Raw genomic sequence first — 18508 nt, 5'->3', positions numbered from 1 at the left:
GGCAACACCCTATCAGCGGCATTGCGGCCAGAGGTGACCATGCGTCAAATGGGTTGGATAAGTCCTGGGACACACCTTTACTTTGCCCTTGGGATTCGACAGCCTTGAGGGTGTCAGCAGAGGGAACCGCTGCAGCAGCACCAACCGCGCAAGGAGCACTGTGGACCACCCGGCAACACCGCAGGACCATCAAGAGGTGACGTTCGAGCTGGAGCTCGAAGAACCAGGCATTCTTCGACTGACGTGGCCGCGCGGGGCAAGGATCAAGGAACCTGACGCCCAACGTGCCATGGACCGGGTGAACGAGCTCTGCGGCGAGGAACGCCATCCCATGATCGTGGACATGGCCACCACGGACGATGTCACCCGGGGTGCCCGTTCCGTGTTTGCCAAACCGTGCCAGGCCAACCGCATCGCGCTCTGGGGGTCATCTCCGGTGGACAGGGTCATTGCCAACTTTTTTCTGGGCATCATGAAGCCACCGTGCCCCACCAAGTTCTTCACATCTGAAACAGAAGCGTTGGAGTGGCTGGTGGAGGCCTAGCGCCACCTATATTTGGAGAATGTTCTCCGCTTTGAGGAAGTACCTGCTGATTCCCCGCCTCATCAGGCTCTCTTCCGCTGCGCCCAAGGATCCCCGCACTGCCTGGGACCGGTTCTGGGGCGATATCCGCTCGACGGGTGCCACTGGCGACGTCCTGTGGGACTCGGGCAGTGACCATGAACTCAACGGCTATCTCCCCCAAATGGCTCAGTTGGACCCTTCCTTGCCCGTGGTGGACGTCGGATGCGGCAACGGCAGTTTCACGCGCTTGCTGGCGCAACACTTCCCGCACGCATTGGGGTTGGACTACTCTGCAAACGCGGTTGAGCGGGCACGGCAGGAGTCAGCAGGAATCACGACGGCGTCATACGTGGTCTGCGACATGACGGCACCGGACGCTGCGGAGACCGTCGCTACGGCCCTCGAAGCGGCGGGCTGGACGGGGGACGCAAACATCTTCATCCGCGGTGTCCTGCACGTCCTGGACCGAAGCGGCCGCGCCGCGTTGGCTGCCAACCTGCTGCCCGTCGTCGGGACCCGCGGCGGCGTGTTCCTGGCTGAAACCAACTTTCCGGGCACACCAGTGGACTACGTCAGCCATCTGGGCGCCACCCGCAACTCCATCCCCGCCCCGTTGGAGTGGGCCATCCGCGGGCTGCCGATGCCCGGCCGGTTCGGGGCGGCACAGCGGGCCAAGGCCTTCGCGGCGTCGGATTGGAACCTTGTGGAGGAAGGCTCGGCGAGCATCGAGACGCGCCCGCTGAGCAACCCGTCCACCCCGGACCTGATCCCTGGATACTTCGCACTCCTCCGGGCCCGCCAGCGCTGAGAGTTTTTGTACAGCAGATGCCCTCAAAAGGCCTTCATGAGGGCATCTGCTGTACAAAAACTCCTACTTCAGGCCGGCTCCCGGCAGGAGTTCGGTGGCTCCAAGGGAGTCGGCGACGAACGCGTAGTCCCAGGCCCGCTCACGCCACTGGACGTACCGGCCCGAGGCTCCGCCGTGTCCGCCGTCCATCTCGATCTTCATGACGATCGGCTCCGAACCGGTGGACACGGAGCGCAGCGCCTGAACCCATTTGGCAGGCTCCACATACAGCACTCGGGTGTCATTGAAGGATGTCACCGCAGCGATCTTGGGGTAGGCTACGGCCCCTACATTCTCGTACGGAGTGTAGGACTTCATGTAGGCGTAGGCTTCGGGGTCCGTGATGGGGTTGCCCCATTCCTCCCATTCCAGGGCGGACAGCGGAAGCTCGGGATCCAGGATGGTGGTCAAAGCATCCACGAACGGCACCTGGGCCACCACGGCAGCGTATTTTTCCGGGGCCATGTTCGCGACTGCTCCCATGAGCAAGCCTCCCGCAGATCCACCCATCGCCGCGATGCGGGACGGGTCGACCCACCCCGATCCAGCCAGCCAATCCGTGGCCGCGATGAAGTCCGTGAAGGTGTTTTTCTTGCTGAGCTTCTTGCCGTCCTCGTACCACTGGCGGCCCAATTCGCCACCGCCCCGGATGTGGGCGATCACCATGACGATGCCGCGGTCCAGGAGGGACAAGCGGGCCACGCCGAAGCCCGGATCCATGCTCATCTCGTACGAGCCATAGCCGTACACCAGCCCTGCGCCCGTGCCGTCCTGCTGTACCGACGCGTGGCGCAGCACTGACAGCGGGACCCGGGTGCCGTCGTCGGCCGTTGCCCATTCGCGGGTGGCCACATAATCCTTCGCCGTGTAGCCGCCCAGAACGGGGCTTTCCTTGCGGAGGAGCAACTGGCCGGCGGGCAGTCCGGCGGTAGGGAGCACAAAGTCGTAGACGCGCGACGGAGTGAAGTAAGACGTGTAGCCCATGCGGATGACGGGAGCCTCGTAGTCCGAACCTGCCACCCCGGCGGTGTAGAGCTCTTCGTCAAAGGCCGGCTCCACCGGTGCACCCTGGGCCTCGGTGCCGAGGCCGGCCAAGGGGAGCACCTGGACCCGTTCGATGGTGTCCTTGCGGACGGAGAGCACCAGGTGCGTGGACGTCACGCCGGCGCCGTTGACCCGGACGTCGTCGGAATGTTCGACGACGGTACGCCAGTCCTGCTCTCCCAGCGGCTTGGTGAGCTCGGCCGGATCCACCAGGCTCACCATCGAGTTGATGGCGTCCTTGTTGTGGGTCAGGAGGAGTGTCTCCTTGCCGTCCAGGAGGAAGGGCTCAGCCTCGTACAGAATATGGTGGTCGCGGGAGATCACAGTGCTGAGGCCGGCGTCGTAGTCGTCGAAGCGGAGCAGTTGCGTCTCGCTGAACTCCGAGCAGCCGATGCTGAGCACCAGATGGCGGCGGTCCGCGGAGAGATCGAACCCCAGCCACATGGCGACGTCGTCCTCCTGGTAGAGAACCTCGTCCTCGGCCACCGGCGAACCAAGGACGTGGGCCTTCACCTGGTAGGGGCGCCAGGAATCATCCACCACGGTGTAGAAGAGGCGCGTGCCGTCGGGCGAGAAGGCCACTCCGTAGAAGATGTCTTCAATGACGTCCGGGAGGAGCTTCCCGGTGCGCAGGTCCTTGATCCTGAGGGTGAACCGTTCGTCGCCTGAGTTGTCCACGGCATAGGCGTAAAGGTTGCCGTCAACCGTCACCGCGGCACCCCCGACGCTGAAGAATGGCTGGCCCTCGGCTTCGATGTTGCCGTCCAGGAGGATTTGTTCGCCGTCGATTTCCACGCCGGGCTCCACGGACGGGGGCGTCCAGTCCGCTACGGGGTCCCCGGTGTCGTGGGCCAGGACGCGGCACTGGATGCTGTACTCCTTGCCTTCCACCGAACGGCTGTAGTACCACCAGCCGTCCTTGCGGCTGGGCACGGACAGATCCGTTTCCTGGGTGCGGCCCTTGATCTCTTGGAACATGGCTTCCCGCAACGGTTCCTGGTGCGCTGTGACGGCTTCCTGGTAGGCGTTCTCTGCCTTCAGGAGGTCCACCACCTCAGAGGATTCCTTGTCCCTGAGCCACTCGTAGTTGTCCACAAAAACGTCGCCGTGGTGTTCACGGCGTGTGGGGACCCGCTTGGCGACAGGAGGCACCGCTGTTGATTCCGGAGCAGCGGCAGGGACGGAAGATGTGTGGCTCATGTGGCCACTCTATAGACGGGCCCAGACAAGGAACCAGCAATTTCGCTCAGAGCGCCCGGCGCCGCTCCCGGTATTGAGAGTGGTCCATGACTTGGAGCACTACGGCTGGATTGGCGTCATGACTTCCGGGGTGCCCCCACTCCTTATATTGCGAGCACGTTTTGTGCCGTACCCGGATTTATGGAGGTTCAGATGGTCCTTCTTCAACAGCACAGTGTGCACATAGGCAAGAGAGGGAGTCTGCAGGCACGCCGACATTCAGACTCGCTGCGCCGCTCCCGCGTGGATCTGGAGGTGGTCATTCCCGCCTACAACGAGGCCGCGAGAATCCCCGACACCCTGAGACAGACCGTCGATTTCCTGGCCAACCAGCCGTGGTCTTCGCGGATTGTTGTGGTGGACAACGGAAGCGTTGACGAGACCGCCGCAGTGGTCCGCGGGATCTCCCGGGAAGAGGGGGACACCGTTCCCATTTCCGTGGTGGGGTGCTCCCGGAAGGGGAAGGGCGCGGCAGTACGTCGCGGCCTCCTCAGCGGAACGTCCAGGTTTACGGGCTTCTTCGACGCCGACCTCGCCACACCGCTGGAAACCCTCACCGAGACCATGGCCCATCTCTCCGACGGTGCCGCGGCGGTGATCGCTTCACGCCATGCACCCGGCTCAACCATGGTCCGGCCCCAACACCTCGGACGACGGGTGGGCGGCACGGCCTTCCGCGCACTGACCAAGTCAAAGGTCAAAGGCATACGGGACACTCAGTGCGGCTTCAAATTCTTCGAACGGGATGCCCTCACAGCCGCCATGGTTCAGTGCCGCAGCACTGGTTTCGCTTTCGACGTTGAGCTTCTGCTGCGCCTGCAGGACAACAACGCCAGCATCATCGAACTTCCCGTGGCGTGGACTGATGGAGCCGCATCAACGTTCCGCCCCTTCCAGGACGGGATGGCCAGCTTTGCCTCGGTGATCCAACTTCAAAAGGCAACACCATGATCTCCGGCCTTCCAGACGTCAATTCACCAACCCTTCTCGCTGGAAAGCACGTGCTGGTCCTCAATTGGCGTGACGTCCAGCACTCACAAGCCGGCGGCGCCGAGCAGTACATGCATGAGATTTCCAAGAGGTGGGTACAGAACGGCGTCCAGGTCACCTGGTTTACAGGGCGCGACGACGGCCAGTCACCTGAGGATGTCATTGATGGCATCCGCATCCTGCGCGGAGGGGGAGCCCTGTCCATTTATGGACATGCCGCGCTCCGGCTTGCGCGGACCGGCGGGCAATTTGATGCCGTGGTGGACTGCCAGAACGGGATACCGTTCTTTTCGCCCTTGTTCCTGCCACGGGACCTGCCGATCATCCAGGTGATCCACCACGTCCACCAGGAGCAGTTCCGCACCAGGTTTTCTCCGCCTTTGGCCGCCGTGGGCCGGTTCCTGGAAAGTTCGGGAGCCAAGACGGTGTACGGCCAGCGATCCATCGTGGCGGTTTCACCCTCTACCCGGTTGGAACTGAGGAAACTCGGCTTTTCGGGTCCTGTCCACGTGGTGCCGAACGGAACCATCGACATTCCGGACGAAGTTGCCGCCCGTGCACCCCACCCGACCATCGCCGTCGTCAGCCGCTTGGTGCCGCACAAGAGGCTGGACCTGCTGATGGGCCAGTTCGCCGTGGCAGTGCGGAGCATTCCAAAGTTGCGGATGGACATTGTGGGGGACGGCCCGGAACGGGCCCGGTTGCAGCAGTTGGCCATGGACCTTGGCCTGGACCACGAAGTAACGTTCCATGGCTACCAGCCCAATGAGGTCCGTGACAGGTTGTTGAGCCGGGCTTGGCTGACTGCCTCCACCTCGGCGTCAGAAGGTTGGGGCTGCTCGGTGATCGAAGCCGCCGCGTGGGGCGTTCCCTGCTTGGCCCTGCGTGTTCCAGGCATACGGGACTCCGTAGTGGAAGGCAGAACCGGTTGGCTGGTGGATACTCCCCAGGAATTTGGCGCCGCCATGGTTGAAGCCCTCACCGCCTTGAGTGAGCCGGACTCGGAAGCGTTGGTCTCAGCCGAGTGCCGGGAATGGGCCCGCTGCTTCACCTGGGACCGCAGCACCAGACTGCTCACAGGCGCAGTTTTGGAGGAGGAGAAGATACGGCGCGACGGCGCGGATGCAGGTTGGTGCCACTCGGACCTTTCCACCATGGCCCGGTTCGTGTTGCCTGAAGATGCCGATCTTCAGTCCATCCTGCACCGGACGGATGAAGTTGCAGTTGCGGATGATGGACATGTCGCGGTGCTGATGAAGGGCCGTGACGAGTTCGAGGCCTTCGCGGCAATGCAGAAGATCGGCGTGATGTCTGCGGAACTCCGTTCCGCCGGACGCACTGCTTTGCTGGCCGGCCCAGGGAGCGCCTTCGCTCCCGCCGACGCCCTTGATGGCCAGTAGCGGACGTTCATCCATGGATTCATCCCAGAAAACAATGACTCTTGCTGTGCAGGAAAGACCCCGGTCACACATCAGGGCCTCGGAAAAGGACCCAGGCATTGCCTCAAACAGCGGCTTCCTTGCCGTGTCCGCAGGGTTTGTAGGCGTGATGAGCTACGCCTGCACGCTTCTCATGGCCACCATGCTCGACACCGCGGAGTACACGAAGTTCGCCGCCGCGGCGATGATCCTGGGGGTGGTGGGGATCGTGGCCAATGCCTTGGTCCCGCTTCCCTTGTCGCACGTTGTTGCCGTCCACCCGGCAGGCTCCGAGGAACGGCGTAAAGGCGTGGCCTTCTCAGTCTTCGTATCCTGCTTGGCTGGGGCAGCCGCAGCAGCAATCTCCGGCAGTGTGACGCTTGCGCTCGCCGACCCCGTCCTGGCCGTAGTGGTGGCGTTGGCGGCCTTTGTCATCTTCGTGGCGAATGCACCCGCAGGCTGGTTGCAGGGTGAGCTCCGTTTCACCTGGTATGCGCTGTCCACTGTGGGCGAGGTTCTCCTGAGGCTTATCTTCAGCGTGGTGGTGATCGCCATGGCATGGGGTGCCGGGGGAGCGGTCCTAGGTTTCGTCGTGGGGTGCCTGGCGCCGTTAATGGTGCCGTGGTCCTTCTACCGGGACTTGCGGTGGCGTCCGCGGGTTGTGCTGGAGAAGTGGAGATGGGCCGAGACCAGTGACATCGCCTCCGTTCTCGGCGTTGTCTCCGTGCTGGTGGGCATCGACGTCGTGGTGGTCGGTTTCCTTGACGGCGGATCGGCCGCCGCAGCAGGTTTCCAGGCGCTTGCCACTATCGCGAAAGGGCCTGTCTACGTGGCGGCCGGTGTCGCGTTGGTGGCCTTCCCCTTGCTGCGCACTCCCGGTGCCAACGCGGGCCGGGTTCTTGGTGCTGCCTTCGCGTCGTTCGGTCAACTTGCCGTGGTGGCTTTCGCCATCATCGCCACAGCTCCACCACTGATGGCCGGATTCATTGTGCCGCAGAAGTACCACGGTTCCTTGGGGCTCCTGCCGTGGTTGGCAGCGTCCGGCCTGGGCTATGCGGTCCTCATGGTCCTGTCCACGGTTCTGCTAGCTCTGCGGGCCTACCGCCGATGCCAGATCGGCCTGGCCTGCGCGTGCCTCCTGGTGGTGGGTGGGCTCTGGGTTGGCTGGCAGGTGAACGCCGTCACCGGCATGGCCGTGGGCTCCGCTGTGGGCGCCCTGACAGCGGGCGTGGTTCTGGCGCTGCTGGCGCGTCCCGTCCTGTTAGCAGCACACCCAGGCAGGGGAGCCAGCCCGTTCCTGGTCCTGGCCATCGCCCTGATAGTGGCACTGGCAGTGGCCGCCCACCTTCAGCCCCTTGCGTGGCTGGCCTTGGCTACCGTCAGCGGCCTCTTGGTTCTCGCTCATCAACGGGGGCTGCTGCCACACGGGAACGACTTCAAAATTCGACGACGACGGAACGTTGGCGGGCGGTCGGCTGGCACCCGTGCTGGTGGCAGCCGCCGTCGGGGTTTCAAGCGCGGAGGTGACCGCCATAGTCACGGCGACCACAGTCCATGGCCTCCCAACGCCCGAAGGATGGAAAGACAGCTATGAGAGTTTTGCATTTGGGATTCGAAGATCCGCGCATGCCGGGGGCCGGCGGGGGATCCGTGCGGACGCACGAAATCAACCGTCGGCTTGCAGGCAAGGGTTATCACATCACGGTGCTCACCACCCGGTATCCGGGCTGGACGGAACGTGTGGAGGACGGCGTGCGCTACGTGCCGATCGGGTATGGATCCGGCCGCAATCGGCTGACCCGGTTGGTGGCATACGTGGCACGACTGCCGTTCGAAGTGAGCCGGCGCCGATCATCGGTTGACTTGGTGGTGGAAGATTTCTTCGCCCCGTTTTCCACCATGGCAGCCCCGCTATGGTCCCAACGCCCCACCATTGGGGTTGTCCAGTGGCTCCATGCCAGGGACAAGGCCCGGCAGTACAAGTTGCCGCTGCATTGGATGGAGCGGCTGGGGGTACGGAAGCACCGAAGACTCATCGCTGTTTCGCAGGGCATAGCCGAACGGTTGAAGAAACTGAATCCAAACGTTCATGTGGACGTGATCGGCAACGGTGTGGACCCCTGTGTGTGGAGCAACCCGCCGCGCCATGGGAAGGATGTCCTCTTCATCGGTCGTCTGGAGTACGGGCATAAGGGGCTTGACCTCCTCCTGCAGGCTTGGTCCCAAGCGTGCAGCAGGGTTGAGGGAAATCTGCTGATTGCCGGCACCGGTCCGGACGAAGACAGGTTGCGTGCAGCCGTCCAGGAAGCCGGCCTGTCCGAACGTGTTCTCCTGCTGGGATGGTTGTCCGGGGAAAGGAAGTACAAGACCATCAGCGAGGCCCGTCTGGTGGTGGTGCCTTCCCGGCACGAGACGTTCGGCTTGGTGGCCATTGATGCCTTGGCTGCTGGTACGCCAGTGATTGCTTTCGACATCCCATGCCTCAGAGAGATCCTCCCCGCCGGGACCGGATGGCTTGTCACCCCCTTTGACGTCACTGCTTTCGCCCATCAGATTGCCACTCGCTATTCCCAGCCAGGGCTGGAGCAGGTGGCTGTGGAAGGACGCCGGTTTGCCGCCGGCTACAACTGGGATGCACTCGCAGACCTGCAGGCTCAGGCCTACGTCACCGCACTGGGTGAACTGAACACCTCCCAACCCCGGCAGGAGCAACTCCGCCGTGCAGAAAGGGCCTGAATGCCGTTCCAGTCCAGAGTTGATCGTTCCATGGCCGGAGACGCCCCATGGCTGTTCTTGTCACCCCATCTGGACGATGCTGTGTTGTCCTGCGGGGCCCTCATCGAATCGCAGGCCCAGGGGCGTCAGATCATCGTTGCGACTCTTTTCACTGAGTCATCTCCCGCTCCGCACACCCGCGCGGCAGGGTCGTTCCTGCGTCAGTGCACGGTCCCGGATGCCGGGGAACTCTTCGAGGCCAGGAGGTCGGAGGACCGGGCCGTGCTGGAAGACATGGGAGTCCAGTCCCTGCATCTAGGGGAAGTGGACGCGCTGTTTCGACGCCGGAGCAAGCCACCCAGGTTGGGAAGCAGTGCCTGGGACAGGCTTCTTCCGGAACTGACGCACAGATACCCCACCTACCGGTTCGACATCGCCTTGGGCAGAATCTCCCAGGGAGACCGGGAGATGATACGTCTGCTCAGCGCACGGGTCGCCGGGCTCTTGGAGCTGACCGGGGCGGAGCTGCTCTTTTGCCCCGCGGGAGTGGGCCGGCATGTTGACCATCTGATTACCCGCGACCTTGGCAGGGACCACCCGGCAAATCTCGTGATGTACTCGGACTTTCCCTACGACCTGTTGGCCGGACCGGATGAAGCGTACCTGTCCAACAGAGGATTTGTGCGGTGGTCATGGGACATGGGCCTGGATACTAAGCCCGGCCGCATCAGACAGTATGCCACGCAGGCCGACGCCTTGTTTCCTGCAGGGGAGATCCCTCTGATTCCGGAAACGTACTTTGTGCCCGCAGAGCCGTCAGGCGTGCGATGACTTCGCTTCACCGCGCTGAACCGGCAGCGCTGAAGTTCACAGCACGACGGTCTGCCGGGAAGCGGCGTCAGGTAATCCAGCACCCGCTCTGGGTCGCAGCGCTTGTGGGAGTGCTGGCTCTGGTATTTCGGGTATTCGGAGTCCAACGGGCAAACGATGTCTTCATCGACGAAGTGACGTACGCAGATTTGGCCCAACAGATGGCAGACGGGCAGATGCCAACAATTCTGGACACACCCTTTTTCCTGCATCCTCCGGGCACCTACGCCCTCAACGCCCTGGTCATCCGTGGCTTGGGCCTTCAAGGGAGTTCGATGGATTTGGCGCTGCAATTGCGGTGGGTCAACTGCATCCTGGGGGCAGTGACGGTGGTGGTGTGCTTCCTGGTGGTTCGCCGCCTGGTGGGCATCGGAGCTGCCGCGGTGGCAGGGGTGGTCCTGGCAAGCGATCCTTTTGTCCTCCGCATGGATGGCCGTTTGATGATGGAGACGCCGGCAGGTTTGGCCGTTCTGACGGGCTGGCTTCTGGTCCTCGTGGTGCTTGACTGCCGGAAAGGACGGGCACGTCCGTGGCTGGAAATCAGCGCTGGCCTGGTGTTCGGGCTGGCCATCGTCATGAAGGACATGACGGCCGTGTTCACCGTGGTTCCGCTCGTCGCCGGCGTGTTCTGGCGCAGAACCATACCGCCGTTCACTGCCTGGCGGATTCTCGCCGCAGCCTTGGTTCCCTATGCGGTGTACCTGGGTTTGTTGACCGCCATGGGACTTCTTCCACAGTTCGTCGACCAAAAATCGTTAGGCATTCTGAGGATGGTGGGTGCCGTTCAGATGACCGGTTTCAATTCGGTTTCCGAGGTAAGCCTCGCAGAACGCCTCGTGGACCTGGTGGGACGGTTCGGCACCAGCTACATGCTCCTGGGACTTTCCGTACTGGCCGGCGCCGTTGCTGCTACATCGCCTGCGGCCAATCGCCGCGTTATAGGTTTGTTCTCGATATTCACAGGTTTGGTGGGGGTCTATTCGGTCTTCTTTGGTGCTGCAGAAGAACAATTTGGTTACTGCGTGGTCCTTGCAGGCGTGGTCTCACTACCCGTGGCTGCAGTGATGGTGGTGACGTGGCGGCCCCGGCTTGGACGGTTTGTGGTTGTTGCGACGGCACTCATAACTGCCCTCAGTCTTTTTCTGGGGGTTCAAGCACGCTCCGTGGTGGATGACGGGCTCATCCAAGCCAGGAATTGGATGGTTGCCGAGCTGCCCGCGTCGGCAAGAGTGGGCTTGACGTCCGTGACGGGTGAATTCGCCTTGCTTCCGCATGAGAATTGGGAGGTCCTGCCCTCGTTGGAATCCTTGAGGGACGGGGACGCCCAATACGTTCTGACCCAAGGCAGGCAGCTAAGCCAAGGGTACGGTTTTGCTTCTCCTGGCTTTTTGGACTGGCTGCAGAACAATGCCCGGCCCGTCTTTACCTTTAGTGGACCAACGTCGGGTGAGACCGTGGTGTGGCGATTGGATCGAACCAAGCTGGAGGCGGCCGTTTCAGGCGGACTGGTACTGCCGCCTGTATCAGGTGGGTACAGGTGAAGCGCGTGGCCCTTTCGCTGGTGCTGTCGATCGTGATGGCTGCCATGACCGCCGGATGCAGCGCTGGCTCCCAGCGTGCAGTACCGGAGCCTTTGGCATTTGGAGTTTTAGGCGCAACCTGTGAACCTCAACGCCTCGCGGCGCTTCGCCAGGCCGGGGTTTCGATCGTGGAACTGCCTGTGGCTTGGGACCGTTTCGAGCCTCGCCAGGGAAGGGTGGACGGCCAGTATGTTGCCGCCGTCGTGGCACAGCTGGAGCAGTGCCGTCAGGCGCGCATCAAGGTGATTTTGTCCCCCGGTCTGCACTACCCGCCCGCATGGGTACGAGGACTGCCTGGTGGTGAGTTGAGGGGAAGCAAGGGAGGCGTGCCACGGGGTAGCGGTGCCGAGCTGATCTTCAGCTCCGAGGTGAGAAAAGCCGCCCACAGGTACTTGGCGCGCCTTGTCTTGCGATTAGGGCTGGACCGCGGAATGGAGAACATTGCAGCAATAAGGGTCGGGACAAACTCCAGCGGGGAACTGGGGTATCCGGGGCCAGACGACGGTGGCAACGAGCGCGAGTTTTGGGCGTTCGGCGACGCCCCACAAAAGGGCAAGGGTTTAGCCGAAGGGGTGGCACTCTCCCCGATGCCGGGATGGGTGCCTGGCTCGGCTGTATGGAATGGCCTGGCTGTGACTGGCCAACAGGTCCATGAATGGTGGGACTGGTACGCCGGATCGGCTGTGGAAGCAGTGGTGTGGCAGGTCAAGGCGTTGCGTAGTCTGGGTTATCAGGGACGGGTCCACGTTCCTGTCGCAGGCCGCGGCGTCCTGCCTGCTGACAAAGCAAAGGCTGTTGCCGGGCATCTGGATGGGCGGGCGAACCCTGATGGTGCCCAGGAGCGCGGCCTGGATTACCTGGCACAGTTCGCCGTCTTGTCGATGGTTCCCGGCGTGGACGTGGACTTCACCGGGCTGGATGACGTGTCGGCAGCCACGGCCCGTTCCACCGTTCCGCGCCAGGATCTGTGCAGCCCCGGCGACGAAGAGACGGCGGTCAAGGAAGACGTCTCATCGTGGTCCTCGCAGCGGTATACGAGCGCCTTGGCCCGACGCGCGGGACTCGGCTTGGTGGGGGAGAACCCCGGTCCGCCGGACTTCCCGTTTACGGGCGGTTCCTTATTGTCGGACAGTCTTGCCGAACAACTGCGGAACGCTCCCGGCTACGCCGTGGACTGTGGAATGACCATGTTCCTGTTCGGCTTTGAAGAGAATTTGTTCGACGACGGCGAAGGTGGGGTCACCCTGGATGACTACAAAGAGGTCATCCAGCAGAGCCACTGATTCTGGCGGCAGTCCTCGGGCCGGCGTCATGTTCGGCGAGCTGCGCTCACTTATTAGATGAGTCGGCCGCGGACCCCGCTGCCGACCACAGGGTGGACGCGGGAATTGCGTACATAGCGTTGTCGCCTTGCTGACAAGGTTCGATGAGGAGAACATCCATGACCAATGGCAAAAATGCCGCCGTACCCATGCCCCTGTCACCCAGCGGTGCAGAGGGCGGCACTTCCTTCACGGTTGCCCGGCCATTGCGCCGTGAGGATTGGTGGAAACAGCGTCTACCTCGATTCCTGTCGGCCCTCGGTCCCATGCTCTTGGTACTGACGTGGATGGCACCTCTCGCCGCCCCGGCAGCAGCCGCGATCCCCCTCCAAGGTTTGCTGCCCCTAGCCGTGACGTCCTCTGCCTGTGTCCTGAGCGGCGCCACAGGAAGTAGCGCCACCAGCATCTACGCAGTCACCGCCACCCCCAACGACTCCGTTGATGACACCGCAAGCATCCAGGGCAGAATCAATGCGGCCGGTATTGCCGGCGGAGGAGTGGTGAAACTCTCAACGGGAACCTACATCATCAATGGAAAACTGCAGATGCAGAACAACGTCACGCTTGAAGGTCAGGGGCCGGGCACAATCCTCAAGGCCGGCCCTTCGTTCACGAACAACACCGGACCTGCTGGCGGATATCCCCTGGTGACTACGGCGGGTGCAGACAATACAACGCTGTCGCACTTCACAGCAGACCAGTCCGGGGACACCTTGAACGGCAATGTGGCGGGACGCCTCAATGAGTACGTGATTGATGTCCGCGAGTCCATGAACTCACTCGTCCAAGACGTCCATACCAAGAACCCGTTCACCTACTCGATCGCCTTTGTTGGCGGTTCCGGGTGGTGTGTCAGGGACAGCAGCACCCAGTCAGCCACCAACGGTAAGTACGTGGAGCTGGACGGCATCCACGCGATGAACACCAGTGACGGTGACATCGTGGGTAACATCGTGGATCAGCGCAAAGGCACGGATGGTGACGACGGTATAGCTGTCCACACATTTGGCGACGAAGACGTTCACGACATCCGGATCGCCAACAACAATGTGCGTGGCGGCCGGCATGGTGCTGGGATCGACCTCGCTGGAGGATCCGGTGTCATCTATAACATCAACCTCACGGGTAATACCGTCTGGGGCTCTCCGCGTGGGTTACACGACGCATACTATGACGGCACGAAGCAAATCCACCACATACAAATTGTGGGCAACACCTTTATGAATAACGACATCAAGACAACGGGCGGTGCCGTTGACTTCGAAAGGCCGGTGACGTACGTGACGATGACGGACAACACCGCGTGCAACTCCGGGGACTATCGTCTTCCTCCAGGTACAGGGAACATCAACGCCCGGAATACCTACACTGCGTTGTGCTGATGCGAGCCACTGATCCTGTTCATTCCATGCGGAGCGCGCTCGCCAGGTTCACCCGGTTTCGGCCGGAGGCCTTCGCCGCGTAGAGGGCAAGATCGGCTTCACGCAGGAGTTGCTCGCTGCCTGCCCGGTGCCCGTCCGTGAAGGCCGAGACTCCGGCGCTGATGGTCAGGACACCGTCCGGATCTCCGGAGTGCTCGATCCGCAGGCCATGGACCGCGGACCGGACACGTTCCATGACGGAGGTGGCGGTGGCAGGGGACTGGTCTTGAAGGACCAGGAGGAACTCTTCGCCACCAAAGCGGTAGACGGCGTCGGCTTTCCTGACTTCGCGGGCAAGGGTTGTTGCGATCGCCACCAGCGCGGCATCACCGGCCTGGTGCCCGTAGATGTCGTTGTAGCTCTTGAAGTTGTCCACGTCCACCATGGCAAGGCAGTAATCGTGATTCTCGAGGCTGCGCAGCAAGCCAAGGTCCTCGGTGAGTTTCAGGCGGTTGTGCAACTTGGTGAGAGGGTCAGTGCGCGCCTGCTCGGTCAGTGCCGATCGGTAGCGGGCAAGGTCTGCGTGCAAGGAAGTGATCCGCTGGGCAGCCAGGAGCCTGATGTGAAGGCTGAAGGGGTCCAAGGGCTTGGTGACGTAGTCGTCCGCACCGGCCTCCATGCCTGCCAGCACATCCTTTCGGGAACCGTGCGAGGTCACCAGGATGATGTACGTGTAGCTGTCCTCCTCGGACGCACGGATGGCGCGGCAGAGGTCCAGCCCGTTGAGGCCGGGCATCATGAGGTCCGTGACTACGGCTTCGGGGCTGTGCTCCTGGTAAAGCTGCCAGGCCGAGTCGCCGTCCTCCGCCACGATGCACTCATGGCCGGACTGCTCGACGGCGGCCTTGGTGATCATCCGGGAGATTTGGTCGTCGTCGGCGATCAGGACTTTCATGAAGCTCCTTGGAGAGTGCGTTCGAGGGCAACGTCCACCTGCTCGAGTTCTGCCTGCAATTGCGTGAGCACCGGCATGCCTATTGAACCCAGGTTCGGTCCCGCCTCGCGGCCGAGCCGCTCCAGCTCCTTGCACAGGACAGCGGCGCCGGCTGCTCCGATGTTGGAGGCCGCGCCGGCGAGTTTGTGCGCGGCCGCTTCCACGGCAGCGGCACTCCCCGCGCCCAGCGCGGTGCGCAGTGCTTCCAGGGTGGTTTGGGCGTCCTGCCGGAAAGCCCGGATAGCGTCGGGCAAGAGGCCCAGGCCGTCCGCTGGCCCAAGCTCGCGGAGGATCTGAAGCCTGGCGTGGTCCAAGACAACAGCGTTCGACGCCGATGCTGCCGCCGGCATGCGTTCGACGCCCGCCGGCACCTCCGTGACGCCCACCGCAGCCTCGGACGCGGTCCCGCCCACCGCCGTCGACGTTTGCTCTTGTTCCGGAACCCAGCGCGTCAGTACAGCGGCGAGCTTGGCGAGGTCCACGGGTTTGCTGAGGTAGTCGTCCATGCCGGCGGCGAAGCAGCGCTCGCGGTCCTCGTCCAGTGCCCCCGCGGTCATGGCGATGATGGGAATGCGGGCTGCGTGACCGTTCCGGGCGCGGATGGCCCGGGTGGCGTCGAAGCCGTCCATCACGGGCATGTGGCAGTCCATGAGTACGGCCGCGTACCTTCCGGACAGGGCTGCGGTCACTGCTTTGGCGCCGTCGTCCACGATGTCAACGTCGTAACCCAGCCTGTTGGCCATCCCGCGGGCTACCAACTGGTTCACCTCGTTGTCCTCGGCCACCAGGAGTTTGCCCAGCCGTGGCATCGGTTCGGCCAGCGCAGTTGCATCCAACTGCACGGGCTGCGCAGGTGATCCCACGGTCCGGGTGGCCATCAGGCGCAGGAGGCGGTTGTAGAACTCTGAGCTTCGCACGGGTTTGGTGAGGTATTCCCGGATTCCCGCGCTGACAAGATCCACCCTTTCCACCTGCATGGTGGACGTCAGCAGGATGATGCCAGGCGACCCGGAGACGTGACTCTCGCCCTTGATCTGGCGTGCCAGTTCCAACCCGTCGGTATCGGGCATGCACATATCCACCACGGCGATGTCATAGGGGTGTTGTGTTAGCACGGCTGTGCGGTACTCGTCCATGGCGGAGGCGGCGTCGGCGACAGCCACCGGCAGCATGCCCCAACTCGCCAATTGCTTTTCCAGCACAAGGCGGTTGGTTGCGTTGTCATCGACCACCAGGACCCTGCGGCCGGCGAGCGTAGCCGGCAGGGTCCCTGTGTCGGAAGCGTCCGGGCCAATGGGAAGGTCCAGGACAAACCAGAATTTGCTGCCTGTTCCCGGCTCGCTTTCCAGTCCGATGCTCCCGTCCATGACTTCGGTGAGGCGCCGGGAGATGGCCAAGCCCAGCCCCGTGCCTCCGTACCGGCGGGTGGTGGAAGCGTCGGCTTGGGCGAAAGACTCGAACAAGCGGTGATGGTCCTCGGCGCTGATTCCAATGCCGGTATCCCTGACTTCGAACCGCAGTGAGGCGTTGTCTGCATCCCGGCTGACCATGGAGATCTGGATCTCGACTTCGCCGGCGGGGGTGAACTTGACGGCGTTGGAGGACAGGTTCAACAGGATCTGCCGGATGCGTCCGGCGTCGCCCATAAGGCGTGCCGGTACGTCGGGGTGGCAGTAGGAGATGAGTTCCAGATTTTTGCCCTGGGCCGCCTCCGCAACCAACCCGGCCACCTCGTCCACCAAAGACCGGGGGTCGAAGGAGGTGACGTCCAGGTCCACTTTCCCGGCCTCCAGTTTGGAGAAGTCCAAGATGTCGTTGATCAGGGTCAGCAAAACCTCGCCGGCGCCTTTAACGCCCTGTGCGTATTGCCTCTGGCCCTCGCTGAGCGGCGTGTCCATCATGAGCGAGGTCAGCCCGATCACCGCGTTGAGGGGAGTGCGGATCTCGTGGCTCATGGTGGCCAGGAACTCGGACTTGAGCCTGCTCGCTTCCAGCGCCGCCTCACGTGCTGCAAGAAGCTCGACTTCGGCAGCCCTGCGCTCGGTGATGTCGCGGGAGATGGTGGCGACTCCGCTGATGCCGCCCTCGCCGCGGACGGGGGACAGGGTTACCGAGACGGGGATGGTGGCGCCGTCGCCGCGTTTGCGTTCCGTCTCATAGTTCTGCACTTCACCGCTCCGGGCGGTGGATTCCAAAGCTTGCCGTTCTTTCTCCAGCAGGTGGGCCGGGACAAAGAAATCGCCCTTCCTGCCGATGGCTTCCGACGCCGGGTACCCGAAGATACGCTCCGCCCCGGGGTTCCAGCTGGTGATGACGCCATCGGGTGTTTCACCGATGATGGCATCGCCGGAGGAGTTGACGATTGCACCCAGCCCCTCAAGTTGGGCAGTCCGTTCGGCCACCTTCGATTCAAGGTCCCGGGTCAGCGTCACATTTTCGACGACGATCAGCACCTGCCGCACAATCACGAAGACCACCACCACCAACCCGGTGACCAGCAGGACGGGATCCGTCCCAATAGGGCGGCTGCGGGAGAAGAACACTGCACTGAAGACGGGCAGATAGGGGAGCAGTTCGAGGGCCGCGGCATAGGCCCTGCCGTCTTTGCGCGTACTGTCTGCTTCCGGAAGCAAAGGGCTGAGTCCCACCAGCAGGAAGGCGAGAACCCATCCGAACGCCAAAGGTGATCCCGTGACTCCGCTGATGCCTTGGATCGTGAAGCTCATATACGTCAGGTCTGTAATGGCGAGGATCCAGAAGCCAAGGCCCATGCTCAGCCAAGGCAATCTGCGTCCGCGGGCCGCGCGCATGGTCAGCACAATGACCACCGAGACCATGAAGACGTCTGCGATGGGATAGGCCATCTGCGTGATCCGGGCAAACGCGTCCTGGTTCGTGGCCCCGGCCAAGGGACCCAAAAGTGAGCTCCACGCTATGAAGAACGTGGAGCTCGCAACTACTCCGGCGTCCAGGACGGTGCGGCGCAGAGGAAGACGCAGCCCTTGGCCCCTCAGCAGCAGGATCAGGCCAATGGAGGTGGGCAATGCGTACCAAACAAAGCCAATGTCCGCGAAGGACGGGAAGGGGTATTGGTGGTTCAGAGTGATGCCGTTGAAGGTCCACACAATTTGCCCGGCGCTCCAGATGGCCAGGCCCGCCACTATGAACCAGCGGCCCGTGGACTTGTCTTGTCCTCGCCGGGCCGCGATCGTGTGGGTGGTCAAGGCGGTGAGTACGGCCAGAAGGATCGCCAGGTCACCCGCGAGTTGCGCCGTCGTCGTTCCTGTTCCGCTTACCAAGCCGACGGCCAGCAGCACTAAACAGAACGCAATAGGCACCAAAATCGAGCGCCAGCCATGCCGAGCCGACGAACGCATCGGAAGAACCCCGTGCTTCACTCCTGCCACTGAACCCCTGCCTTCGAAAGTGGCCCCACCAAAAGCGAACAACGCGTCTTGCCTGCGCTGAGGAGAGCATACGCCGAAAACACGCCCGAAGAGCAGGGCAGGCCGCAAGGAATGTGGACGATCTCAAGGGGCGGACGCCATGGACCCCTATAGTTG

The 18508-nt window shown here is 62.8% G+C and carries 13 protein-coding genes; 10 read left to right on the top strand and 3 right to left on the bottom strand.

The genetic code is table 11. The annotated features are described in order from the left end of the window. Nucleotides 1-160: 160 nt before the first annotated feature. Both ABIE35_RS02050 and ABIE35_RS02045 read left to right on the top strand, forming a co-directional pair. Nucleotides 161-544, top strand: coding sequence for a DUF7793 family protein (locus ABIE35_RS02050; RefSeq protein ID WP_354512352.1), 384 nt, complete (start codon nucleotides 161-163; stop codon nucleotides 542-544). A gap of 19 nt (nucleotides 545-563) precedes the next feature. Next, a complete protein-coding gene (locus tag ABIE35_RS02045; RefSeq protein WP_354512209.1) occupies nucleotides 564-1373 on the top strand; it encodes a class I SAM-dependent methyltransferase in 810 nt (269 codons plus the stop codon). A 63-nt stretch (nucleotides 1374-1436) separates the two neighbouring features. On the opposite strand, the gene ABIE35_RS02040 is transcribed toward ABIE35_RS02045, so the two are convergent. Beyond that, nucleotides 1437-3656 carry a S9 family peptidase gene (locus ABIE35_RS02040; protein WP_354512208.1) on the bottom strand — a complete coding sequence of 740 codons (2220 nt, stop codon included), beginning with the start codon at nucleotides 3654-3656 and terminating at the stop codon, nucleotides 1437-1439. 192 nt (nucleotides 3657-3848) lie between these two features. On the opposite strand from ABIE35_RS02040, the gene ABIE35_RS02035 reads away from it, so the two are divergent. The 8 genes from ABIE35_RS02035 to ABIE35_RS02000 all read left to right on the top strand — a co-directional run bounded on the left by ABIE35_RS02035 (nucleotide 3849) and on the right by ABIE35_RS02000 (nucleotide 13972). Continuing rightward, nucleotides 3849-4646, top strand: coding sequence for a glycosyltransferase (locus ABIE35_RS02035; RefSeq protein WP_354512207.1), 798 nt, complete (start codon nucleotides 3849-3851; stop codon nucleotides 4644-4646). Further along, complete coding sequence (locus tag ABIE35_RS02030; protein ID WP_354512206.1) at nucleotides 4643-6085, top strand: glycosyltransferase family 4 protein; 1443 nt, start codon at nucleotides 4643-4645, stop codon at nucleotides 6083-6085. The genes ABIE35_RS02035 and ABIE35_RS02030 overlap by 4 nt, the downstream gene beginning before the upstream one ends. A 46-nt stretch (nucleotides 6086-6131) precedes the next feature. Then, nucleotides 6132-7697 (top strand): lipopolysaccharide biosynthesis protein, encoded by a 1566-nt coding sequence (locus ABIE35_RS02025; RefSeq protein WP_354512205.1) that lies wholly within the window; start codon nucleotides 6132-6134, stop codon nucleotides 7695-7697. Further along, a complete protein-coding gene (locus ABIE35_RS02020) occupies nucleotides 7694-8839 on the top strand; it encodes a glycosyltransferase family 4 protein (RefSeq protein ID WP_354512204.1) in 1146 nt (381 codons plus the stop codon). Before ABIE35_RS02025 ends, ABIE35_RS02020 begins: the two co-directional genes overlap by 4 nt. A gap of 30 nt (nucleotides 8840-8869) precedes the next feature. Then, nucleotides 8870-9649 carry a PIG-L deacetylase family protein gene (locus ABIE35_RS02015; protein ID WP_354512203.1) on the top strand — a complete coding sequence of 260 codons (780 nt, stop codon included), beginning with the start codon at nucleotides 8870-8872 and terminating at the stop codon, nucleotides 9647-9649. Continuing rightward, nucleotides 9646-11229: an ArnT family glycosyltransferase gene (locus tag ABIE35_RS02010; protein WP_354512202.1), complete on the top strand. Its 1584-nt coding sequence runs from the start codon at nucleotides 9646-9648 to the stop codon at nucleotides 11227-11229. Before ABIE35_RS02015 ends, ABIE35_RS02010 begins: the two co-directional genes overlap by 4 nt. 5 nt (nucleotides 11230-11234) lie before the next feature. Then, nucleotides 11235-12551, top strand: coding sequence for a hypothetical protein (locus ABIE35_RS02005; RefSeq protein ID WP_354512201.1), 1317 nt, complete (start codon nucleotides 11235-11237; stop codon nucleotides 12549-12551). 158 nt (nucleotides 12552-12709) lie between these two features. Further along, entirely contained in the window at nucleotides 12710-13972 is a 1263-nt protein-coding gene (locus ABIE35_RS02000) for a right-handed parallel beta-helix repeat-containing protein (RefSeq protein ID WP_354512200.1), read from the top strand. A 19-nt stretch (nucleotides 13973-13991) separates the two neighbouring features. Here ABIE35_RS02000 and ABIE35_RS01995 read toward each other — a convergent pair whose 3' ends face one another. Then, a complete protein-coding gene (locus ABIE35_RS01995; RefSeq protein ID WP_354512199.1) occupies nucleotides 13992-14906 on the bottom strand; it encodes a GGDEF domain-containing response regulator in 915 nt (304 codons plus the stop codon). After that, complete coding sequence (locus ABIE35_RS01990) at nucleotides 14903-18322, bottom strand: PAS domain-containing hybrid sensor histidine kinase/response regulator (protein ID WP_354512198.1); 3420 nt, start codon at nucleotides 18320-18322, stop codon at nucleotides 14903-14905. Before ABIE35_RS01990 ends, ABIE35_RS01995 begins: the two co-directional genes overlap by 4 nt. Between the last annotated feature and the right edge of the window lie 186 nt (nucleotides 18323-18508).

It is taken from the genome of Paenarthrobacter sp. 4246 (assembly GCF_040546855.1).
In the GTDB taxonomy this organism is placed as follows: Bacteria; Actinomycetota; Actinomycetes; order Actinomycetales; family Micrococcaceae; genus Arthrobacter.
The sequence above is the reverse complement of the archived record's forward strand: the minus strand, read 5'-3'. Positions and strand labels throughout refer to the sequence as shown.

Coding starts and splice junctions, on each gene's coding strand:
- ABIE35_RS02010 (WP_354512202.1), top strand. CDS start 9,646: ATGACTTCGCTTCACCGCGCTGAACCGGCAGCGCTGAAGTTCACAGCA.
- ABIE35_RS02035 (WP_354512207.1), top strand. CDS start 3,849: ATGGTCCTTCTTCAACAGCACAGTGTGCACATAGGCAAGAGAGGGAGT.
- ABIE35_RS02015 (WP_354512203.1), top strand. CDS start 8,870: ATGGCCGGAGACGCCCCATGGCTGTTCTTGTCACCCCATCTGGACGAT.
- ABIE35_RS02020 (WP_354512204.1), top strand. CDS start 7,694: ATGAGAGTTTTGCATTTGGGATTCGAAGATCCGCGCATGCCGGGGGCC.
- ABIE35_RS02030 (WP_354512206.1), top strand. CDS start 4,643: ATGATCTCCGGCCTTCCAGACGTCAATTCACCAACCCTTCTCGCTGGA.
- ABIE35_RS02045 (WP_354512209.1), top strand. CDS start 564: ATGTTCTCCGCTTTGAGGAAGTACCTGCTGATTCCCCGCCTCATCAGG.
- ABIE35_RS02040 (WP_354512208.1), bottom strand. CDS start 3,656: ATGAGCCACACATCTTCCGTCCCTGCCGCTGCTCCGGAATCAACAGCG.
- ABIE35_RS01990 (WP_354512198.1), bottom strand. CDS start 18,322: ATGCGTTCGTCGGCTCGGCATGGCTGGCGCTCGATTTTGGTGCCTATT.
- ABIE35_RS02000 (WP_354512200.1), top strand. CDS start 12,710: ATGACCAATGGCAAAAATGCCGCCGTACCCATGCCCCTGTCACCCAGC.
- ABIE35_RS01995 (WP_354512199.1), bottom strand. CDS start 14,906: ATGAAAGTCCTGATCGCCGACGACGACCAAATCTCCCGGATGATCACC.